This window comes from Glaciecola sp. SC05 (assembly GCF_041380235.1).
Classification (GTDB): domain Bacteria; phylum Pseudomonadota; class Gammaproteobacteria; order Enterobacterales; family Alteromonadaceae; genus Glaciecola.
The window spans coordinates 58,419-78,760 of the sequence record NZ_JBGIYY010000022.1 but is presented as its reverse complement, the minus strand read 5'-3'; the positions used below and the strand labels follow the sequence as shown (position 1 = coordinate 78,760).

Here is a 20,342-nt window from a genome sequence, read left to right as displayed (position 1 = left end):
ACGTGGAAGATGACGTGGATGATGATGCCGAAGACGACATTGATAATGACGTGGAAGATGATGCCGAAGACGACATTGATAATGACATGAAAGATGATGCAGACGACGATATCGATGATGATATTGATGTCTCAACCCAAACTATTGTCGGTACAACAATTGCCGCAGCTAATTTCGAAAATTTAGCACAGCGAGCAAGTCAAGAATTAGAAAGCGCCATAGAACAAAGAACAGAGGCAGATAACAAGAAGATCTTTAGCGACGATTGGCTGATTTTGAATGACCCCAACGATATGGATTTTCTCGCTGCGAATGGTTATTCGATTATTAGTACGCGTTTTTTACCTAGTTTAAATAAAGACTTAATTCGCGTAGAAGCGCCTGCAACATTTAAACCCGATGTCGAAGGCGAAAAATTATTACTCAGCTTAAACAGCACACAAAGAGCAGTGGATTTTAATCATATCTATACGCTTTCGGAGCAAAAGTCACTCGCTGACACTCAACAGTTAAGCCCTCAAAAACTCATTACTATAGAGTCACCTATCGAAAGGCAACGAGTCGGGGTCATTGACACTCAATTGGAATCAACCCACCCGGCACTGCGCTCTGTCAGCATTACCAGTAAAGATTTTTCCGAAAATAACCCTATTTCAATTAGCTCACATGGTAATTCTGTTGTCAGTATTTTAGTGGGTAACAGCGATGAATACACAGGCTTATTGAGTAATGTTGACGTTTATGCCGCTTCCGTATTTTTTGACGACGATACCAATGGGCAGATCACAACCACAGAGAGCCTAATACAATCACTGGATTGGCTGATTTCACAAGACGTTAAAGTGATAAACATGAGCTTAGCTGGACCGCCTAATATGGTTTTATCTGCGGCTATTGATAAATACTGTGAACAGGGAGTTATTATTGTGGCCGCTGTAGGAAACAGTGGCCCTCATTCTAAGCCCTTGTTTCCAGCGGCTTACGACTGCGTAATTGGCGTCACTGCCATCTCTGAAAATAACCTAATTTATCGCAGAGCGGTTAGGGGCAAACAAGTGGATATTGCGTCCTATGGAGTCAACGTGCGCGCTGCAGCCAACAACAACAGTTACTCTAATGTAACCGGCACCTCATTTGCTACTCCGTTTGTGACAGCACAATTACTTAGCTTACTGCCCACAGAGCCACTCAATACAGTCGCACAGCAGCAAGACGTAATCGATGCATTGATCGCGTTGACTGTTGATTTAGGCGAACCAGGGAAAGACGAAATCTACGGCCATGGAGCACTGATCAAAACCATAGACTCCGCGTCAGAAAAATAAAAATTTAAGTCGTAAAAATCGACCGTTATGCCATACTAAACCAAGTTAAAACTGATATGAAAAACCAGTGGTGATCTCGGTCTCACTAAAACTAGCAGACGCCAAATTTGAGTTGTTTTTAACGTGCGCCAATTCTAGATTCCAAAAGAAGTCATCGAAAACCTCAAGTTCGTTCAAAAGACTAAATGCTCTTCTTTTATCCACCCGAAAAGCACTAATTACCGGGTTGACGAGAGTATCAAAATCACGTTCACGATACCTAGCATCGGCGGTGAAACGAGATTGGTATCCGATCAATGAAAATCTTTTTTTATATGCCAATCTAATTTGGTAACTACGATAGTTAAACACGGGATCTAGGGCATCTTCCTCTCGCAATCTGAACGAACTAATAAAATAATCACTCAAACCTTTCCAAAAAAAATAGTAATCAAGACCATATTCGTCACTTTTTGCGTCGCGCGCTGGATTGTTAACTAGTTCTTTTTCAATATTTGTATAAGCTAAACGAATAAAATTTTCTTTGTTAAGAAAAAATGAAAACGATGGGGAAATTTGGGTAAGCACCAAAAAATCATTGCCACCGAGTTGCGCGTCTGCCTTTCTGTAGTCGAGGCTAAAGGTGTAGCCAGAATATTTGAACTTATATCCAAAGGTCGACAAGATGGTTTGCAAATCAAAATTGTCTGCATCTGAGTAATTTTGGTCGGTGAGAGATAAAGACGCTGAGATGCTGTGAGCGTTATTGAACGCATATGCAATATCGCCTTTTGCTTTTAATGTAAAAAACGTATCGCCGCTCGATGTAGTTAAATCGATTTCTTCAATAACTACGTTATTATCATTGCCAATCTGGGCTTGTATTTGACCACCAAGTGAAACACCACTGTTATCTTTACTGTAAACATCTTTGGTCGCATCGATTAAAAATAATGCAGTACACATTGAGATAATGCACAAAATAGAGACTTTGATGGTCACTCTATTTACTCCTTTGCTTCAAATGTGACTCACAAATATGTTCGCCCGTTGCAATACTCTGATTAAAACTGATTCATCCAACACGAAACAGCGCATAAACCTGACTTTATGATAAAGTAAAGACCCTAGTCAAGTACAACATCGACTAGGGTCATCTCAAGCTATTTTTCAGTCATCTGAAAATTCAATTTTTTCGGCAATGAAAATACCATCTTCATTAATGAAACCTTTTAACTCAACTTCAACCCCGGGTAATATATCGGCTACCGAACCATCTTCAAATTTTGTGAAGCGGTCATGTTGCACAGTTAAGTTACCGAGGGTGAACTGTGTATCACTGAGAACTTGACCAATAGAGCCCTCAATCTCATTGCGCTCTGATTCGCCAAACTCTAGCTCATCTGCAATCAGTTTTTGCTGTTCATTAAAGCGACCTTCCACTTCTACGTATAATCCCACGTCAAGACGATTAGCACTGCCATTTTCATACTCAGTGTTGTTTGTTAGGACAATGGTCACACCCGCGACTACAATTTCATTATTTTCCAATATTTCTGAAATTACTCCATTAATTTCCACGTCGCTTTGGTCATCACTGTTTTCAATATCAATCTCATAGGCATATAGTGCACCGTTTTCATCTAAAATCGCATCTACTTCTACAAATGTGCCTTGTAGTAAATCTGCAGCAGAGCCATCTGAAAAGCGAGTAGATGAGTCAAATAAAATTACTTGCTGATTGATCACCATCGTGTCGTTAGCCGCATTAGCGTCTAGAACACCCTTTATCTCAATATCAAAGTCATCACTATCCTCACCGTCTTCAATTTTGACTCGCGTCGCTAAGATATCTCCATTGTCAGCTTCACGGCCGTATATTTCAACGCGGACACCATTTGCGAGTATAGACAATGCCTGGTCTCGAAAGATCGTACGATCATTGGTTGTGATCAAGCGACCGTTTACTGTAAACGACTCAATCGAATTGAAGTCGGTAATTACGCCTTCAAACTCAACTCCACCAGACTGATCATCGCCGTTTTGGCTGCTCGAGCTGCCCGTTTCAATTTCAGTAGCAAGAAAGCTTCCGTCAGCTTGTCTGATCCCTTCTACCTCAATCCAATCACCTGCCGCTATCTGAGCGAAGAATGTATCTGCAGACACATCTGAATCACCTAATTCATACTCAGTAAATTGTCCTGTTGTGATAAGGGCTCCTTGTAATTGCAACGACGTGCCATCGATAGCAAGTACGCTTCCTTTTAATTTCGCCTCATGGTCATCTCTATCACTGCTACCTGCAGTTTCTTCACGTTCCATCTTTTTAACAACGAGACTATCGCCACTCGCAAATGCCTCAACCTCTATGAGGTCACCGATGTTCAGTTGACTTAAACTAAAGCGTCTAATGTCTAAATCAGAATCATCTTTTAATTGGCTGAATTCATCTACCACAAACACGGTATCTAAAATGGTAATCGTGTTATTTTCAAGATCCACTGCTTGCAATAGTCCCTCGACATCAATCTCGCCTTGCTTGTCGAATCGGACACGCTCAGCGACAATACCATTGTCTGTTTTGATCCCATTGACTTTTACTCTTATACCAACAGCAAGTGATGCGCTCGTACCCGCAACAAAATCGGTACTCTCGCTCCAACTGATTGCACTGCCGCTAAGACTAAAGCCATTTGCTGTTATTTCACTTATTACCCCATCAACATCCACTCGACCTGAAATGCTATCATCATTGCTATTGTCTACTTCAATTTCATCAGCAAGCAAAACACCATCAATAACCGACTGATTTGACTCAACTTTTACGTAAAGTCCATTAACTAATGTAGCTTCGGTTGTTGCTTGAGAAAAATCAACTATCACGCTACCTAAGCTAAATTGTTGTTCAGCATCATTTAGATTAGAAACCTCTCCTTTTAGCTTAAAAGAGTCTTGGCTGTTTTCTAAGTCCACGTATGTTGCAAGCCATGTGTCGTCTTCATTTTTGATAGCGCTTATTTCTACAATATCGCCAACCTGCAAAGCAACAAATGACGTGTCATCAAATATTGTTCTGGAATCAACCTGATATGCCTGACCAAACACAACAAGTTCGTTTTCAGACAAAGAAACCGCATCTAAGGGACCTTCTGCATGCACAAAATGCGAAATTTTACTTGCGCTGTTAATCGCAGCATCGGCTGTCTGGCGCCCCTGTATAGAGACAGTCATTCCTACACTCAGATCATCTTCACTGGCATTGTCATTGTCGTCTGTTTCTACCGAAGCATCATCAGTAGAATACCGAACACCATTTACATAGACGCTACCAAAATTAGATATTACCCCAGCGCTAAGCACATCGGTCATATACACCAACTCTTGCGCGGCGGTATTGTTTGCACTCACAGTTAATGACACCGTTGCAGGAAGTACATCGAATTCGATGTTATCAACCGATACTGGTGAAGTGGTTAAGGTATAGGTGCCTGGTGCTAAATCAGATAAGGTAGTATTGCCGCTCACATTGCTAGTAAAACCGTTGGGTCCTGCTACGGTAACAGATGATTGTGCACCTGCAGGTAAGCCCACTATCGCGACAGAGAGCGCTCCATTTGACGGTGCCGGTGCTGGTTGCGGTGCTTCGCTGCTTGAGCTACCAGAACCCCCACAGGCATATAGCAATGAAGTTACAATCATCGTGCCTAAAATATGTTTCTTTTGCATTTTCATTTTGTCTTCCTCTTAAACTCATTCGTATATCAAACATAAAAACGTGTCGTCCCTAAATGGCAAAAATGAGGGATTAGACGCGAAAATTTCAACATAGACAGCTAAACAATTTGCTGACCATCTAGTTCACTAACGAATGACAAAAAAGTTTATTCCAATTTATTTAAAATTATTTATCGAAATATAAAACCCAGCTGTGTGAAATACTTTTCATATTGAAGTGTTCAACGACAAGAAAGCACTATCTTAACTGGTCTGTTTTTGACGCAATGTAGTCAAATGGCTATTGATCTTATCTGCACTGTCTTTGGTTTGAGACGCTAAGTCTCTGACTTCACTTGCCACTACTGCGAAGCCGCTGCCAACGACAACAGATTAATTAGTTCGGATCTTTGTGGGTATCTAATTGTTTAGCGACCAAGGCGATCATAATGTAAGTCCATCCATTTATGATCAAATCTAGGGCGATAAAAAGCCCGATAACCCAAAGCGCTGATGACGGCCATTCGGCAATGATAATTGCTCCTAATATCATCGATGCAAACCCGCCTATAAGTGGCCACCACCAGCCTTGTATGTTCCTCATCTGCATCGCATAAATAATTCGTATGGCGCCCAGCGCAAAAAATATTATCGCGATAAATACCGTAAGCGCGACCGCGCCGCCAATAGGGTCATACACCACCACGCTGCCGGCTAGCAAATATAATACTGCTACAAACATATGCCAAGACAGGTTACTAGAGAGTTTATCTCTATAAACCTGCACCAGTTGCACCAAACCGCCGATAATAAGTAACCATCCAAAGAATAAAACCGTTACTAGGGTCAAGGTTGCAGTTGCCCCTAAACCGATAGTGCCAAGACCGATAAACAATACCCCTAGAGCCATTATCCAACGCCAGTTTTTATGGGTATTCCCAAACAGGCTTGGTACCTTATAAACGCTTTTTTTTGATGGGTTTTCGCGCATTTTGAAAAATCTCCTAAACATTAAAATCGCCGTATGCAAATCCAAACTAAGCGGTGGCTTACATCAGCCAGCTCAGCTTCTTCATGGTCTAAGCCTTGCTAGGTTGACCTGCTAGCATGATAGGCCTCAGATACCTTTTGGAAAATAAGGAATATCCGCAAACTAACTGTGGTTACTACCTAATCAATTCATAAGGGGTTTCCACATTTCATTAAGTAGAATACCGAATAGTATTTGATCTTAGCGGCAATCATTATTAAAGGTGTATATTTATCATCATTTGAGGACAGTAAACATGACAGCAAATAAAAAAGAATCTGATTTACAACATGGCTACAAAGCGATGGTAGAGGCAATTGAAGAATTTGTTGTAAAAGAAGGGAAATCTTTGCAAGAAGCCTTTCATAGTGCAGAAGAAAAACTGTCTGAGGCCAAAGAACTCAGCGTAGAAAAAATTCAACAAGCCAGTAAAGATTTAAAATACAATCTGAGCGTATTAGGCGAGGCTATTGAAGGAGCTAGCGATGCCTATAAACAACAAATCGCGTTTGACGTAGCGTATATAAACGCGTCCATATGGAATAAATTACAAAGTATCGCAAATTCAAACACCGTGGAACTCATGGCTTTCACAAAAACGCTAAGAGAAAATGCCAACGCAGTTGAAACAGAAGAGCATTTAAATGCTCATCAACAACATCGGCAGTGGGGATCAGAACACGCGCTATGGCTAGATGAAATAGCCTTTTGGAAGCGGGATCATGAGCAAATCGTCACTAAAATGATAGAAATTGAAAAAGCACTTAAACTACAAGAAACGCTTTTAAATAAGCATGCTCACGCTATTCAAGCGCATGTAAAAAAAGACCATAACCATGAAAAAACGATGGCCGATGTTGAACAGGACCACAGTAGTGAAAAGTTTAAAGACGCCGACAAGCGCAAAAACTCAAGCCACAAAAAAGAACAAGGCTCTCATGCACAGCAATCAGAAGTTCATCGTGCATTAAAAGCTAAGCACATAAAAGTGTTGGCTATGGTCAATATGCTGTATAAAGAAACGCATCAGGCAACGTAATTTGTTACTAGGCTATATAGTCATCATATTTTTCAACTAAATCAGGAGCAAAACTCAGTGCAAGCACTCCCACATCAATATCATGTTAGCGCTACAGGTAAATCGGACAACAGTTTACATGTAAGCATCGCGAATTTAGAAGACCTACCGGTAGCCGCTCCCGCTCAGTTTGGCGGACCAGGCGATCAATGGTCGCCCGAAGATTTGTTTATGGCGTCTATTTCGAGCTGCTTTGTGTTGTCCTTTAGGGCGATTGCCAGAGCATCTAAGCTCAATTGGCAATCAATAGAATGCCATTCGCAAGGAACCCTCGATAAGGTAGAAGGTAAAAATAAGTTTACCAAGGTTGTTACGGACGTCACGCTCGTAATAGCTGAAACCGAAAGTATCGAGCTCGCAGAGCGCTTATTGCATAAAGCGGATGCAAGTTGCTTAGTGGCTAATTCTCTGAGCACTGAACTGGTATTAAATATTTTGGAAATAAAATCTACCTCAACTTAAATTCATTGGAGCAGCGGCTTAAACAAACTGATTCAATAGATGACGAGTTATTTGATAAAGCCATCCAGCTTTGCGAGCCTGGTATTGATAAGTCTGAAATTATTAGGCGAAGACTCAGTTCTTTGCCACCCATTAATAATAGCCGAAATTGCTTGCGGAACTCCACCCTCAACAAGAAAAAGGACGCTTAATGATATGTCTTTACTTGGCAAATCACATATAGCGAGTCAAACTGAAATTCTAACAATGATTGAGCAACACCAATTATATGGAAAGGGTTTTGGATACATTGACATTGCTCTTCTTTGCTCTGTGTTAATAACCCCCGATAGCAAACTATGGACTTTCGACAAACGCCTAGCGCTTCTCTCAGACCAATTTGAAGTACTTTACTCTCCTGAGTGACTGGTTTAAAGAAAGCTTGGCTTTAAGCTTGCTGACACTATGGTTTAAGCACTGAACATAACCATAACAATTGCAAACACAAAGCCGCCTAACGCAATCTTCAAGCCATTTTTAAATGTAGGGGTTTTTGGCAGAAACATCATAAACGCAGACACGACAAATCCTAAAAGGCAAACAGCAAATGCTAGGTTCAATATATAAAGCGGGCTATTTGTGGTCGCTTTATGTAATTTAACTAACTTGGCCAACACAAAGGGATAATCTTTGCGAGTCGTGGTGACTAAGCCGGTTTGTTTATTATACGTCCCCTGCTTAAAAGTAATGCTTGATGGGGTATCGTTTAATACTAAGAAATTGTCAATCTTCAGTTGGTTTCCAAGAGTTTGCTGGTCTAAAAAAGCGGGTAGTTGTTGCTCACTTACATATTCGTATTTCAAAAAGTCTGTTTTTCTGAATATGAGCAGGCTGCCGCTAATTGCGTAAACGGCAATGATCCCTGAAAGGAAAAAGCCCAACCAACGATGATATTTGCGAAATGTTGCGTGTACTTTAGGTGAGGCCATTAATTTTTCTCCATGTGATAAGATTATTTTTGCAATAACTAAGCCGACGCGTTGACATCTGCTTTGTCACTGGCTTTAACGGTATTACTCTGACTTTCTAAGTGCAGGCGGGCCACTCGCTTAGACAGTGTATGCAGTTGTTTGAAACCATCGACCAACTGCATTTCATAACGAAACACTTTTAATCGCTCTTGCTCGGGTTTAAAACGCTTTACTTGGTGCTTTAAGGCATCTTGAATCAAATGATCGATGGTTTGTTTAATCGCGATTACCGACATTGCAGCCTCATCGTCTTTTGCATAGATGCTCCTAAAGGCATTTTCCATTGACTTGCCAACCTCAGAAGTTAATTGCCCCACTAAGTTAAGCATGGTTTCACTAGGCTTGATATTCTCTTGCATCATTTCGTGCAAGACTTGTTGTAAGTTAGACCGCACAACTTCTAAAATCGACTCAATAATGTTCACCACATTCATGAGTTTCATGTACTCTTTTTGTTCCTCTTCTGTTAGCTCAGACTGACCCGCTAAGCCTAGGTAGGTAATAATCTGTCCTTGATATGACTCAAGTCGCTGAATCGTTAAATCTTCACGCGCAAGGCGGTCTAAATTAGGTGCAGCTATCATGGACACAACACGTTTATAAAACAGGCCGGCCTGTTTTTGATAGTGCTCTAGTTCTAAATTGACCGCTTGCATCGCTAACGAAGGATTATTGATTAACGCATGATCAAGAAACTCAGGCTTAAACTCGCCTATCGCTTTTTCTTCCGGCAGTGGCGGAAATATTTTGTAAACCACCCACAAAAAAGCAGGGATCATGGGCAAAAACAAGATCAAAGCGCTTAATTTAAATAATGTATTGGCGTTCGCAATTTCTCGTGGCGTATTGTCAATTACAGTAGAAACTGCTCCGCTATCAAACAAGTTAAGTGTTGTGACATAACTAGCCACATTCGCCAACTCAGGAATAAATGGAAGCCAGATCAATACCCCGAGAATATTAAACTGTACATGGATCATCGCTGTGCGCAGAGCCTCTCGCGACTTTCCAATAGTCGACAGCATTGCCGTAACAGTGGTTCCTACATCAGCCCCCAATGACAATGCAATACCCGCGGGCAAAGTTAAGAAACCATTACTCGCCATCACAATAATGATAGCGATGGTCGCTGATGATGATTGCACCAAAGCGGTAAACACTAAGCCCACTAAAATACCGAGAAAAGGATTTTGCATTTCAACCATGACATCTAAAAATGGTTGATAGTTACGCAAGGGATCCATGCCTTCGCTCATAATATTCATGCCAAAGAATATCAGGCCTAAGCCCATGATCAGTTCGCCAATGGCTTTCTTCTTGCGTAATTTCGCTGTGAACTGGATCATGAAACCCACCGCGATCATTAAAAGCGCAAAGTTTGTCACCTTAAACGCAACTATCTGAGCGGTGATGGTCGTCCCTAGGTTTGCTCCCATGATCACGCCAGCGGCCTGGCCTACGGTCATTAAACCAGCCGACACAAATCCAACAACCAATACTGTAGTAACCGATGACGACTGAATAACAGTGGTAATGCCGGCTCCTGTGATCGCTCCCATTACGCGATTCGTTGTTAGTTTACCGAGCATCTTTTTCATTTTGTCGCCAGCGACGACGAGCAGACCTTTTACCATTGACTCCATGCCAAATAGGAATAACGCCAGTCCACCTGCTAGCCACATAAACATGGTAAACCAGTCTAAGGTCGTTTCATCTAATTGTCTGGCATAGGCAAAGGAGCTAAAAAACATCGCCGTTACAATGACTGTACGAATCAAAATGGATAAATTAATGGGCATACTGTACCTTTATAAAAGGACATATAGTAATTAAAGTCACTGCATAATTGTGCGCAGCGTCATACATGCTATCGTGCGGTGCAGTTTCGGGTTTAACTAGAGGTAAGCGCCTCTTCTTGCAGCTTTATTCGAACAAGCTCTGCGAGCGTTCTAACACACAATTTTTTCATGACTTGTGAGCGATGTACTTCGACCGTGCGCTCACTTATCCCAAGCTCGTACGCCACCACTTTATTCATATCGCCTCTGGCGACTCGTGTGAAAATTTCTTGTTCACGCTCGGATAATAAAGCCAGTTTTTCAATCAGCGCACTGCGATCGCGCTCTTCGCTGCTGCGACCAGCGTCAATGCTAAGGGCTTGATTAATACTATCTAATAAATCCTGCTCTCGAAAGGGTTTACGAATGAAGTCTACAGCACCCTGGCGCATAGCTTCTACTGCCATCGGTATGTCACCATGGCCGGTGATAAAAATAATCGGTAACGTTGAGCCCAACGACTTTAATTTTTTCTGTAAGTCTAAACCAGTCATACGCGGCATACGAATGTCTAAAATTAAACATCCGGTCAAATTGTTGTCATAGTCTTCTAAAAATTCTAAGGCGCTACTGAATACCTTGCTCGCTTGCCCGGTGGTTTCTAACAGCAGGCTCAAGCCTTCTCGAATGCCTTCGTCGTCGTCAACAACATATACAATTTGCTCATTTTGCTCATTTTGCTCATTTTGCATGATAGCGTTCTCTCGTTAAAGCCGGGATCGTAAAGTAAAACCTCACGCCACCCTCGTCACTGTTATAAACAATAGATGTGCCCATTAATTGCTTTATATAGTATTGCGGCAGATCGCGGCCGTCTATGCTTTGTTTGTGGTTTTGCTGTGAATTAGAGCTTGACTGAAGTTTCTCTATCACAGGAACGGCTCTTCGCAACTGCTGACTTAATTTATCAAACAGTAGAGAAACTTGCTCATACTTCCCAGCCTCAAACATTCGCTTGCCCGTCTGAGCGAACAACAAGCCATGATTGTATAAGCAAGGTGTACGTCATCCAATTGTGGATAGCCACATTGCTATGCGGTGATTCCCAATTGCTGTCGCCGAGTTTTCAGGCTTAAATCCCCCTATATCGATAACTAAGGAGAAGGACTTAAAATGAAAAATGAAGATTCGCAACAGCAAAATTTTGATAAAATGTTGCACGCATCCATCGCTAAGTATACGGGTGGATTATCTCCTAGTGCCCTGATGGAAGCATATGCTGACTGGGCTGTTCATTTAGCCTCGTCTCCGGGAAAGCAAGCTCAACTGTTCGAGAAGGCCCAAAAGAAATCCGCTCGGCTGGCTGGATATGTCAGCACATGTACCGCTAAAAAAGATGACTCTCAAGCCTGCATAGAGCCCCTGCCTTTCGATAAAAGGTTCAGTAATGAAGCATGGCAAAAGTGGCCATTTAACTTCATTCATCAATCATTCTTGCTTAATCAACAGTGGTGGTCAAATGCGACAACGGGAATAAACGGTGTCACAGAGCAACATGAAAACGTAATAGAATTTGCCACCAGACAAATCCTAGATGTTTTTTCACCTTCTAATTTCTTACTCACTAATCCAGAGCTACTTGAACAAACTCAAAAAGAAGGCGGGCAGAATCTCATTAAAGGTGCCAAAAACCTTATGGACGACCTGCAGCGCTATATTGCTCATCAACCCTCGGCGGGGGCTGATGCATTTGCAGTGGGTAAAAACTTAGCCATGACGCCGGGCAAAGTGGTATACCGAAACCGCTTAATAGAACTGATTCAATACTCCCCCGCGACAGACCAAGTCCACCCAGAACCAATTCTGATCGTGCCAGCATGGATCATGAAATACTATATATTAGATTTATCAGCACAAAATTCATTGGTTAAGTACTTAACCGAGCAAGGCTTTACTGTCTTTATGATTTCATGGAAAAACCCCGACTTAGATGATCGCGATTTGGGCATGGCTGATTACCGACAGTTAGGCGTGATGGATGCTATTGACGCCGTTAGCAAAATAAATGGCGACGCCAAAATTCATGGTATTGGCTATTGTTTAGGCGGCACCTTGCTCTCAATTGCCGCGGCTACAATGGCAAGGGACGGGGACGAGAGATTTCAGACGCTTTCTCTATTTGCTGCCCAAGTTGATTTTTCTGAGGCGGGCGAACTGATGCTGTTTATCAATGAGAGTCAGGTCAGCTTTTTAGAAGATATGATGTGGGAGCAAGGGTATTTAGACGCCAAGCAAATGGCCGGTGCGTTTCAACTGCTGCGCTCAAATGATTTAATCTGGTCACGCTTGGTGCACGACTACTTAATTGGCGAACGTGCTGAACTAAACGATTTAATGGCATGGAATCTTGATACAACACGCATGCCTTATCAAATGCACTCTCAGTACTTGCGTAGACTTTTTTTAAACAATGACTTGTCTGAAGGCCATTACTTGGTTGATGGTAAGCCCATCTCCATATCTGATATTCGCGCACCGGTATTTATAGTGGGCACTCAAAAAGATCATGTTGCGCCTTGGCATTCTGTGTATAAATTTCACTTACTGAGCGATACCGACGTGACATTCTTACTCACCAGCGGTGGTCACAATGCCGGCATTGTGAGTGAGCCCGGCCATCCGCATAGAAGTTATCAAATATCGACTACGAAAAAAGACGCAAAATACATCGACCCAGATAGCTGGCTAGCACAACAGAAGCATCACGAAGGCTCATGGTGGCCTGAATTAACGAGGTGGCTAACTGAGCACTCAAATGCTCCTATTACACCGCCACACATGGGCGCACCGAAGAAAAAGATGAAAGTGCTCTGTGACGCTCCAGGCACTTATGTCCTACAAGATTGATAAATAAGGGATTATTCAAGTATGAATCTACAAGGGAAAAAAGGCTTAGTAGTGGGCATAGCAAACGAGCATTCTATTGCGACAGGTTGCGCCCAGGCTTTCGCAAACGCTGGCGCTGAACTCGTCGTCACCTACTTAAACGATAAAAGCAAATCCTATGTTGAGCCTGTGGCTACAGTCTTAGGTGCCGCAATGCTATTGCCGCTGGACGTCCAAGATGACCAACAGCTCGACGCGGTATTTGAACGCATCGCATCACAATGGGGAGGCTTAGACTTTTTACTTCACGCAGTTGCGTATTGCCCAAAAGATGACTTACACGGACGAGTCACCGATTGTTCGCGAGCAGGATTTGCTGAGGCAATGGACATCTCATGTCATTCGTTTATTCGCATGGCCCGAAAAGCTGAACCTTTAATGAAAAACGGAGGAAGTCTGCTTACACTTAGTTATTACGGCGCCGAAAAAGTCGTTAATCACTACAACATTATGGGGCCAGTTAAAGCTGCGCTGGAATCATCTGTTCGTTATTTAGCCGCTGATCTTGGCCCCAGTGGAATTCGAGTAAATGGAATTTCGCCAGGCCCACTGCAGACCCGAGCCGCATCTGGCATTGCACATTTCGACGAGCTTATTAATCAAGCCAGACAGCGCGCCCCTAAACGCCACTTGGTCAGCATTGAAGACGTGGGCAATATGGCTACTTTTCTTGTGAGTGATGCCGCTACCAGCGTTACGGGCGACATTAGTTTTGTGGATGCTGGCTATCACGTGATGGCTTAGCCTCTTACCCAGTATAAGAATAGGTTGAAATCACATATGGAATATATCGAAAACAAAACCTTCAGCGAAATACAAATAGGCGACACGGCTCAGCTTGTGCGGGTACTTAAGCAGCAAGACATTGAATTATTTGCGGTCATGTCAGGTGATGTTAATCCTGCTCATGTCGACCCAGAATACGCAAAAACAGACATGTTTCATAAGGTTATTGTGCATGGCATGTGGGGAGGCGCGCTGATTTCGGCGGTCATTGGTACGCAATTACCCGGGCCTGGTACGATTTATTTAAACCAAAGCCTTAGCTTTCGACGTCCAGTAGGTCTCGGTGACAAGGTACTTGTGCGCGTCACCGTAAAAGAAAAATTTGAAGATAAACGTGAAGTGTTGCTGTATTGCGAATGCATCAATCAAGACGGTGAAGTGGTTATTAAAGGGGATGCCAGTGTTATCGCACCAAGCGAAAAAGTAAAGCGCCCCAGAGTCATGCTGCCCGAAGTACATTTGCACGAGCAAGGCGCCCATTATAAAAGACTCCTAGCAAGCACCCAAGATATCCCTCCCATACGAGTAGCGGTGGTGCATCCTTGTGATGAACTATCGTTAATGGGTGCGCTCGAAGCAAAGCGCCATGGCGTTATCGAGCCAATCTTAGTCGGGCCTAAAGCGAAGATAATGGCAGTGGCCGAAAAAGCAGCTTGTAATTTAGATGGGATCACCATCATCGATGCGCAGCACAGTCATGCTGCGGCAGCAATTGCCGTTGAGCAGGTGCGCGCCAATCATGCCGACGCCATAATGAAAGGAAAATTGCACACCGACGAACTGATGGAAGCGGTGGTAAATAAAACCAAAGGCTTGCGCACCGAACGCAGAATGAGCCATGTTTTTGCTCTAGACGTGCCCACCTATCATAAACCCTTATTCATTAGCGATGCTGCAATTAATATTGCGCCGGATCTCAATACCAAACGCGACATTGTGCAAAATGCCATAGAGCTACTGCACGCTCTGGGTATTGAAGCGCCAAAAGTCGCCATACTCTCTGCCGTAGAAACCGTTAACCCAAAAATGCAGTCCACCATGGATGCTGCAAGCCTATGCAAAATGGCAGACCGAAAACAGATCACTGGTGGCATTATCGACGGTCCGTTGGCGTTTGATAATGCCATTTCGAAAGCCGCGGCGACGAGCAAAGATCTCACCTCAGAGGTAGCTGGGGATGCCGACATATTGATAGCCCCTGATTTAGAAGCCGGCAATATGATTGCAAAACAGTTAATTTACTTGGCAGGTGCTGAGTCGGCAGGCATTGTGCTGGGTGCTTCGGTGCCGATCATATTAACTAGCCGAGCGGATGGCACGTTATCCAGACTAGCCTCATGTGTTTTAGCGCAGCGTTTTGTCAATTTTTATAAAAAGAGTAGCGCATGACTGATGCTGTCCTAACAATTAATGCGGGATCTTCAAGCATCAAATTCGCGCTCTATAGTTTGCAGGATATGTCGCCTTTATTAAGTGGCAAAATTGTGAATATTGGTCAATCACCTTCCTTAAAGGCTAGCGATATCCACGGCACAGATTTATGCCAGCCTGCTATCGAAATTGGTGATCAGGCGAGTACCCATGAAACACTCATATCGTGGCTACTTAACTGGCTAAAAGAGCATGACAGCGGCATTTTGCTAAAAAGCGTTGGTCATCGCGTTGTTCATGGCGGCCAATCTTTTACAGAGGCAACACGGGTAACACCCAGCGTGCTGCTGCAGCTAAAAGCGCTTATTCCGTTGGCACCGCTGCATCAAGGTCATAATTTATCGGCCATCGAAGCTATTAGTAAATGGGCGCCTAGGCTACCTCAGGTGGCTTGTTTTGATACTAGCTTCCACCATACCCAAAGCGAACTTGCAAAGCTCTTTGCCATCCCGCGAAAATATACTGAAAACGGCATTATTCGATACGGGTTTCATGGTTTGTCATATGAATACATTGCCAATCAATTGCCTAAATACCTCAATAAACACGCTGACGCTCGTGTAATCGTTGCCCATATTGGTAACGGTGCCAGTATGTGCGCATTAAAAAATGGCAGAAGCGTTGCCTCTAGTATGGGCTTTACCGCACTGGACGGTCTAATGATGGGACAGCGTTGCGGTAGCTTAGATGCAGGCGTCATTTTGCATCTATTGCAGCATTACAAAATGAGCGCAGCGGCCATTGAACACATGCTTTACAAGGAATCGGGCTTACTTGGGGTATCTGGGATCAGCAATAATATGCAGGTTTTGCAGCAAAGCGACGATCCACATGCTGCAGAGGCTATTAACCTCTATTGCTATCGTGCAGCGCGAGAGCTTAGCTCACTGGTAAGCACCTTAAACGGACTCGATGCCATTGTATTTACGGCAGGCATTGGCGAAAACTCAGCGTTAGTTCGTGAGAAAATTTGCGAGCATCTAGCTTGGCTTGGAGTTGTGCTAGATAACAAGGCGAATCAGTCCAACAATGATGTTATTAGTAATTTAAAGTCTTCAGTGCAAGTGCTTATTATTCCGACCAACGAAGAGCTTGTGATTGCAAAAGCAACTAAAGCCCTTCTCGAGTAGCCAAAATGGTTATACTTTTGCCGGTACAGAGGCTAATCGATGGTATTAATGGCTATTTGCATTCTAGGGTTGGAAATCACAATTTCTGTTAATTTGGAAAAACATCTGTTTTGTGCAAAATTAGGTAGGTCTGCAATGAGGGCGAAAGCGGTCGTTCGCGGCTCAGGTATAATGTTCAATTTATCCATAAACTTCTACGGAAGTTTTACGGCAATGAGCCGACATTGTCGAAATTTGGTATAGCCGCTTAGCCATTGCAGCTCCAACGCCCAACTAAAAAAAATAATTTTGCGATTTTGCGATATAGTTATTAAACAATCATATTTAGCCAATGTTGCAGATTACAAAATATAGTTCATCAACCAAACGACTCGATCTCTAAGATAAAGGGGTTAAATCAGCTTTTTGAACATACTTTCCAAAGGGCCTATTTTAAAACGTTTCAACCAAAGCATACTAAATACGACGCTTGAAAAGCAAAATACTAACGAAGCGATTAATGATAATTCAATACTTTGGTTATACAGTAAACCCAATGACTCAAGCGTTCCCATTCCAACAATAACATGTGCAATATACAAGGTTAAAGCTAAGCGCCCTGTTTTACCGAGGTACTCAATTAGTCTGCTGTTTGGGAATGCGCTTGTTAGCTTTACACAAATAAGTAACATCAGCACTGCTGAACTGCCAGCCGAGAGCATGTACTGAGGTAATGGCGGTATGATAGAGGTGCTTAACACAAATTCTATTTCCTCTTGTGACAAGCCAACGGCAGCATTGTCTGTCGCCCACGTTCTCAGCATATAAAAAGTAAGTTCGGTTATCACTAAAATGCTTAACGCCCATGTAAAGAGTGACTTTTGAACACCAGACTTAGATAAATCATGTCGGCCTAGCCAAATCCCAAAAATCAAAAAACCACACCAAGGAAATATAGGATGAAAACCATTAAATACAATATGCCTAATCATGCCGTCCATAGTCCAAAACCCAGCGTAGCTATATGTTGCCCAATCCCAGCCATGCTCGTAATCAAAAAAGCCCCATAACACAGGAAAGGCTACAACAAAGGCGATTGAGATTAACAGTAGTCTCTTAGGCGCAAGCGTAAATAAAAAGGCGGCAATGATAAAATAAAAGCCATAAAAATGGAGGATGTCGGCTTCCCATATTGGGGTATAGGCCAAGCCAATAACAATCAGCAGTAGGCCACGCTTTAACAATGATTTTCTTACAACGTTAGTGTCTTCAGGCTTTTTCGAAACCAGTGCTTTGTTAGTTAAAATTGCAATACCAATGCCCGCTAATATAACGAATAGTGCAGACGCGCGACCTTCAAACAAATGAGCAAAGCTATGCCATATTGTCGCTCCATCACTTACCTCCATTGCTAATTTAAAGTTGACAATGACCATACCAAATAAAGCCAATGCACGCGCAACGTCAAAGCCAATAATTCTGTTCAAGTTGAGGTCCTTAGACAATGTAATACAATTTTAAGATACATTGGTGTATCATATGATAAGATGCAGTTATGATGCAAGGGTGTATCACAAGTGGATATTAGAGCAATTCGCTCAAGACGAGCTATTATGCAAGCTGGATTGAAGTTATTCATCCAAAATAAGGAATCAACATTAGTTGATATTGCCAAGGATGCTCAAGTAGGCAGAGCAACAGTGTATCGGCAGTTTGATGACAAGGAATCCTTGCAAGAGGCCATAGGATTATATTGCCTTGACCGCTTTGATGACGTTAACAAGCACTTAGAAAAACAAGCTCAAGACTCTTTAGATGCAATTAGGCTCATTTTACAAAACACTTTACCTCTTTATTTGGAATTTACGTTTTTGAATAAATTTGAAAGCGTGTTGGTGCATAGCAAGAAGTTTCAGTTCCGAATGAAGAAACAAGATGATGAATTACGGTCGCTTATAAGTCTTGCATTAGATCAAGGACGGCTCAATAACTCATATTCTGTAGAATGGATATTTTGTTACTTTGAGGGTTTGATATGGGCCGGCTATAAAGCTATACAATCAGGTGAATATACCTCAAAGCAAGCCGCTGAGCTGGCTTTTGGTTCATTTAAAAATGGGGTTAGTATATTTTAATTGTGCGTTCAGACGTGACTAAATGAGCGGAAACCGCAACAGCAGCTAACTGTCCGTTCCACCCAATTTAGATCAAAATCAACAATAAAATACTCTATTTTTTTCTTCTCAGGCTTGAATGTCTGCAATGGAAGTGAACCTGTAAATCAAAGAATGTCTTGCCTAAGTCCTCGCAGCAGTTTTAGTGCTCATGTGTCTAGGTAAGCTGGCATAAGGCCCAAATGTTCTATAAATGGTTTGAAGTCTCTATCAGAGAACAGTAATGGTATGTTTGCTTGAATGCAGAAAGAAGCAATAATGACGTCGTTTGTCTTTCTAATCGTAATTCCTTTTTTGCGCAATTTTCTATAATTTTTTGCGTATCGCACGACCGAATCAGTATTGAGCATCGAATATTGGTCTAACAAAGATAATCTAGTATGTACTTCCTGAAACTGCTTGTCATTTACGATCCCCTGAAGTATTTCAAGAAAAATCAGGTCTCCCATAGCAAGGACTCCATCGTTCAGACATTCATCAAGAAAATCAGTTTTCGGAGTAACTCGACCGTTTAGATAGTCAATCCAAACGCTCGTGTCAGCGAGAATCACTCATTATTCCTCATTTCATCTAGGTCGCCTTCCCAAGTAATTTGACCCCTTAATTCTCTGATTGATTGTTGTTTTTTCCTTTGAACCAAAAGTTTAAGGCCTTGTTCAACTACATCTTTTTTAGTTCCCAATCCAGTTGCTTTTATCGCTTGAGACATTAGCTCATCGTCGATCACAATATTAGTGCGCATACATCACCTTGTGTATAAATATTTAATACGTACACATATTAATGAGATTGTTAAAACATCGCAAGCATATTAAGAGCGTTCATAAGTATTACCATCATTTAAGTCAGCCTTAAGATCGACGGCCTAGTTTCTCAAACGCAGAAGGGGAGGAGCCTTAATAGCGTTGCTTGACTGTCCGGAAAGGAAGTGAACCTGCAAGTCAACTTTTGCTTTTCCTCTGGGTTGAGAGCGAAAGGGGGCGTTCAAAATTGTGAGCGACCATTTTACGGTATGAGTTCAAACCATTACCGCAACAATCCTAAAAACACTTGAATACTGCGCACAAAGCCTCATACTAATACCTGTGTTTTAGCTTGTGAGTAATGCTGTGCGTTTTGTCTTTTTGTACTTGGTGATAATTGTCTCTCTTATGGGAGAGTTTAGCCATGAGCCAATATCGTCAGCACCACAATACTCAATTGATTACGTGCTGAGCGCAGATACCAGCAGTAACGACGACACCGGCGAAATACTCCCATCAACCCCTCGCAGCACAGCGAATGCATTCTTGCATGTTAAGCAATTGCATCCTGACTATGCCTTGTTGTTCGAGTTTCTTGCTGAAGACTGGTCAGCCAAGCTCTATAAAAAGCTGGTAGATTCAGGCTCAACGGAAGATTGGTACGCAAAAACAAGTTTCTCGCCTAGCAAACATCGCGTTTGCGGGTGGCACGACAGTAACCTCTTATACAATACCGGGCTTATTCAACCGGCTTAATCTCTTTTTAGATCACCTGTA

20 protein-coding genes and 1 pseudogene are annotated in these 20,342 nt (G+C 42.5%); 10 read left to right on the top strand and 11 right to left on the bottom strand.

The features are described 5' to 3' along the window. Positions 1 to 1,325 (top strand): S8 family serine peptidase (locus AB9H30_RS17240; RefSeq protein WP_371195970.1); only part of this gene is annotated, 1,325 nt, incomplete at its 5' end. Positions 1,326 to 1,370: 45 nt separating this feature from the next. Here the strand turns inward: AB9H30_RS17240 and AB9H30_RS17235 are convergent. The 4 genes and pseudogenes from AB9H30_RS17235 to AB9H30_RS17220 all read right to left on the bottom strand — a co-directional run bounded on the left by AB9H30_RS17235 (position 1,371) and on the right by AB9H30_RS17220 (position 6,009). Next, complete coding sequence (locus AB9H30_RS17235; protein ID WP_371195969.1) at positions 1,371 to 2,306, bottom strand: hypothetical protein; 936 nt, start codon at positions 2,304 to 2,306, stop codon at positions 1,371 to 1,373. Between the two features lie 168 nt (positions 2,307 to 2,474). Continuing rightward, entirely contained in the window at positions 2,475 to 5,036 is a 2,562-nt protein-coding gene (locus tag AB9H30_RS17230) for a DUF5666 domain-containing protein (protein WP_371195968.1), read from the bottom strand. Positions 5,037 to 5,282: 246 nt separating this feature from the next. After that, positions 5,283 to 5,387, bottom strand: a pseudogene (locus AB9H30_RS17225) (hypothetical protein); the annotation flags it as partial. A 28-nt stretch (positions 5,388 to 5,415) separates the two neighbouring features. Further along, positions 5,416 to 6,009, bottom strand: coding sequence for an HdeD family acid-resistance protein (locus AB9H30_RS17220; protein ID WP_371195967.1), 594 nt, complete (start codon positions 6,007 to 6,009; stop codon positions 5,416 to 5,418). A gap of 295 nt (positions 6,010 to 6,304) precedes the next feature. Between AB9H30_RS17220 and AB9H30_RS17215 the strand changes: the two genes are divergently transcribed. The 3 genes from AB9H30_RS17215 to AB9H30_RS17205 all read left to right on the top strand — a co-directional run bounded on the left by AB9H30_RS17215 (position 6,305) and on the right by AB9H30_RS17205 (position 7,993). After that, positions 6,305 to 7,087, top strand: coding sequence for a hypothetical protein (locus AB9H30_RS17215; RefSeq protein WP_371195966.1), 783 nt, complete (start codon positions 6,305 to 6,307; stop codon positions 7,085 to 7,087). 57 nt (positions 7,088 to 7,144) lie between these two features. Beyond that, entirely contained in the window at positions 7,145 to 7,588 is a 444-nt protein-coding gene (locus tag AB9H30_RS17210) for an OsmC family protein (protein ID WP_371195965.1), read from the top strand. Positions 7,589 to 7,783: 195 nt separating this feature from the next. Continuing rightward, positions 7,784 to 7,993, top strand: a complete 210-nt coding sequence (locus tag AB9H30_RS17205) for a hypothetical protein (RefSeq protein WP_371195964.1) — start codon at positions 7,784 to 7,786, stop codon at positions 7,991 to 7,993. A 44-nt stretch (positions 7,994 to 8,037) separates the two neighbouring features. Here the strand turns inward: AB9H30_RS17205 and AB9H30_RS17200 are convergent, their stop codons facing one another. From AB9H30_RS17200 to AB9H30_RS17185, 4 genes are all read right to left on the bottom strand, one after another. Beyond that, on the bottom strand, positions 8,038 to 8,556 hold the full coding sequence (locus tag AB9H30_RS17200) for a hypothetical protein (protein WP_371195963.1): 519 nt from the start codon (positions 8,554 to 8,556) through the stop codon (positions 8,038 to 8,040). A 38-nt stretch (positions 8,557 to 8,594) separates the two neighbouring features. Continuing rightward, positions 8,595 to 10,397, bottom strand: a complete 1,803-nt coding sequence (locus tag AB9H30_RS17195; protein WP_371195962.1) for a Na/Pi cotransporter family protein — start codon at positions 10,395 to 10,397, stop codon at positions 8,595 to 8,597. 92 nt (positions 10,398 to 10,489) lie between these two features. Next, complete coding sequence (locus AB9H30_RS17190; protein WP_371195961.1) at positions 10,490 to 11,128, bottom strand: response regulator transcription factor; 639 nt, start codon at positions 11,126 to 11,128, stop codon at positions 10,490 to 10,492. Beyond that, the gene (locus tag AB9H30_RS17185) at positions 11,118 to 11,387 is read right to left on the bottom strand and encodes a hypothetical protein (protein ID WP_371195960.1); all 270 of its coding nucleotides are present in this window, start codon (positions 11,385 to 11,387) and stop codon (positions 11,118 to 11,120) included. The genes AB9H30_RS17190 and AB9H30_RS17185 overlap by 11 nt, the downstream gene beginning before the upstream one ends. Before the next feature lie 162 nt (positions 11,388 to 11,549). Between AB9H30_RS17185 and AB9H30_RS17180 the strand changes: the two genes are divergently transcribed. The 4 genes from AB9H30_RS17180 to AB9H30_RS17165 are packed head-to-tail and all read left to right on the top strand — an operon-like array spanning position 11,550 to position 16,669. Continuing rightward, the gene (locus AB9H30_RS17180; RefSeq protein ID WP_371195959.1) at positions 11,550 to 13,283 is read left to right on the top strand and encodes a PHA/PHB synthase family protein; all 1,734 of its coding nucleotides are present in this window, start codon (positions 11,550 to 11,552) and stop codon (positions 13,281 to 13,283) included. Positions 13,284 to 13,304: 21 nt separating this feature from the next. Beyond that, a complete protein-coding gene (fabI, locus tag AB9H30_RS17175; RefSeq protein ID WP_371195958.1) occupies positions 13,305 to 14,066 on the top strand; it encodes an enoyl-ACP reductase FabI in 762 nt (253 codons plus the stop codon). Between the two features lie 36 nt (positions 14,067 to 14,102). Beyond that, positions 14,103 to 15,497 (top strand): bifunctional enoyl-CoA hydratase/phosphate acetyltransferase, encoded by a 1,395-nt coding sequence (locus tag AB9H30_RS17170; protein WP_371195957.1) that lies wholly within the window; start codon positions 14,103 to 14,105, stop codon positions 15,495 to 15,497. Then, the gene (locus AB9H30_RS17165; protein ID WP_371195956.1) at positions 15,494 to 16,669 is read left to right on the top strand and encodes an acetate/propionate family kinase; all 1,176 of its coding nucleotides are present in this window, start codon (positions 15,494 to 15,496) and stop codon (positions 16,667 to 16,669) included. The genes AB9H30_RS17170 and AB9H30_RS17165 overlap by 4 nt, the downstream gene beginning before the upstream one ends. A gap of 392 nt (positions 16,670 to 17,061) precedes the next feature. On the opposite strand, the gene AB9H30_RS17160 is transcribed toward AB9H30_RS17165, so the two are convergent. After that, a complete protein-coding gene (locus AB9H30_RS17160) occupies positions 17,062 to 18,135 on the bottom strand; it encodes a DUF418 domain-containing protein (RefSeq protein ID WP_371195955.1) in 1,074 nt (357 codons plus the stop codon). Positions 18,136 to 18,225: 90 nt separating this feature from the next. Here AB9H30_RS17160 and AB9H30_RS17155 point away from each other — a divergent pair, with 90 nt between their 5' ends. Next, positions 18,226 to 18,783: a TetR/AcrR family transcriptional regulator gene (locus AB9H30_RS17155; protein ID WP_371195954.1), complete on the top strand. Its 558-nt coding sequence runs from the start codon at positions 18,226 to 18,228 to the stop codon at positions 18,781 to 18,783. Positions 18,784 to 18,971: 188 nt separating this feature from the next. Here the strand turns inward: AB9H30_RS17155 and AB9H30_RS17150 are convergent, their stop codons facing one another. Next, complete coding sequence (locus AB9H30_RS17150; RefSeq protein WP_371195953.1) at positions 18,972 to 19,373, bottom strand: PIN domain nuclease; 402 nt, start codon at positions 19,371 to 19,373, stop codon at positions 18,972 to 18,974. After that, a complete protein-coding gene (locus AB9H30_RS17145) occupies positions 19,370 to 19,564 on the bottom strand; it encodes a type II toxin-antitoxin system VapB family antitoxin (protein WP_371195952.1) in 195 nt (64 codons plus the stop codon). The genes AB9H30_RS17150 and AB9H30_RS17145 overlap by 4 nt, the downstream gene beginning before the upstream one ends. A gap of 367 nt (positions 19,565 to 19,931) precedes the next feature. Between AB9H30_RS17145 and AB9H30_RS17140 the strand changes: the two genes are divergently transcribed. Then, entirely contained in the window at positions 19,932 to 20,321 is a 390-nt protein-coding gene (locus tag AB9H30_RS17140) for a hypothetical protein (RefSeq protein WP_371195951.1), read from the top strand. Positions 20,322 to 20,342: the final 21 nt, after the last annotated feature.

Coding starts and splice junctions, on each gene's coding strand:
- AB9H30_RS17195 (WP_371195962.1), bottom strand. CDS start 10,397: ATGCCCATTAATTTATCCATTTTGATTCGTACAGTCATTGTAACGGCG.
- AB9H30_RS17180 (WP_371195959.1), top strand. CDS start 11,550: ATGAAAAATGAAGATTCGCAACAGCAAAATTTTGATAAAATGTTGCAC.
- AB9H30_RS17190 (WP_371195961.1), bottom strand. CDS start 11,128: ATGCAAAATGAGCAAAATGAGCAAAATGAGCAAATTGTATATGTTGTT.
- AB9H30_RS17165 (WP_371195956.1), top strand. CDS start 15,494: ATGACTGATGCTGTCCTAACAATTAATGCGGGATCTTCAAGCATCAAA.
- AB9H30_RS17230 (WP_371195968.1), bottom strand. CDS start 5,036: ATGAAAATGCAAAAGAAACATATTTTAGGCACGATGATTGTAACTTCA.
- AB9H30_RS17215 (WP_371195966.1), top strand. CDS start 6,305: ATGACAGCAAATAAAAAAGAATCTGATTTACAACATGGCTACAAAGCG.
- AB9H30_RS17205 (WP_371195964.1), top strand. CDS start 7,784: ATGTCTTTACTTGGCAAATCACATATAGCGAGTCAAACTGAAATTCTA.
- AB9H30_RS17170 (WP_371195957.1), top strand. CDS start 14,103: ATGGAATATATCGAAAACAAAACCTTCAGCGAAATACAAATAGGCGAC.
- AB9H30_RS17145 (WP_371195952.1), bottom strand. CDS start 19,564: ATGCGCACTAATATTGTGATCGACGATGAGCTAATGTCTCAAGCGATA.
- AB9H30_RS17200 (WP_371195963.1), bottom strand. CDS start 8,556: ATGGCCTCACCTAAAGTACACGCAACATTTCGCAAATATCATCGTTGG.
- AB9H30_RS17185 (WP_371195960.1), bottom strand. CDS start 11,387: ATGTTTGAGGCTGGGAAGTATGAGCAAGTTTCTCTACTGTTTGATAAA.
- fabI (WP_371195958.1), top strand. CDS start 13,305: ATGAATCTACAAGGGAAAAAAGGCTTAGTAGTGGGCATAGCAAACGAG.
- AB9H30_RS17220 (WP_371195967.1), bottom strand. CDS start 6,009: ATGCGCGAAAACCCATCAAAAAAAAGCGTTTATAAGGTACCAAGCCTG.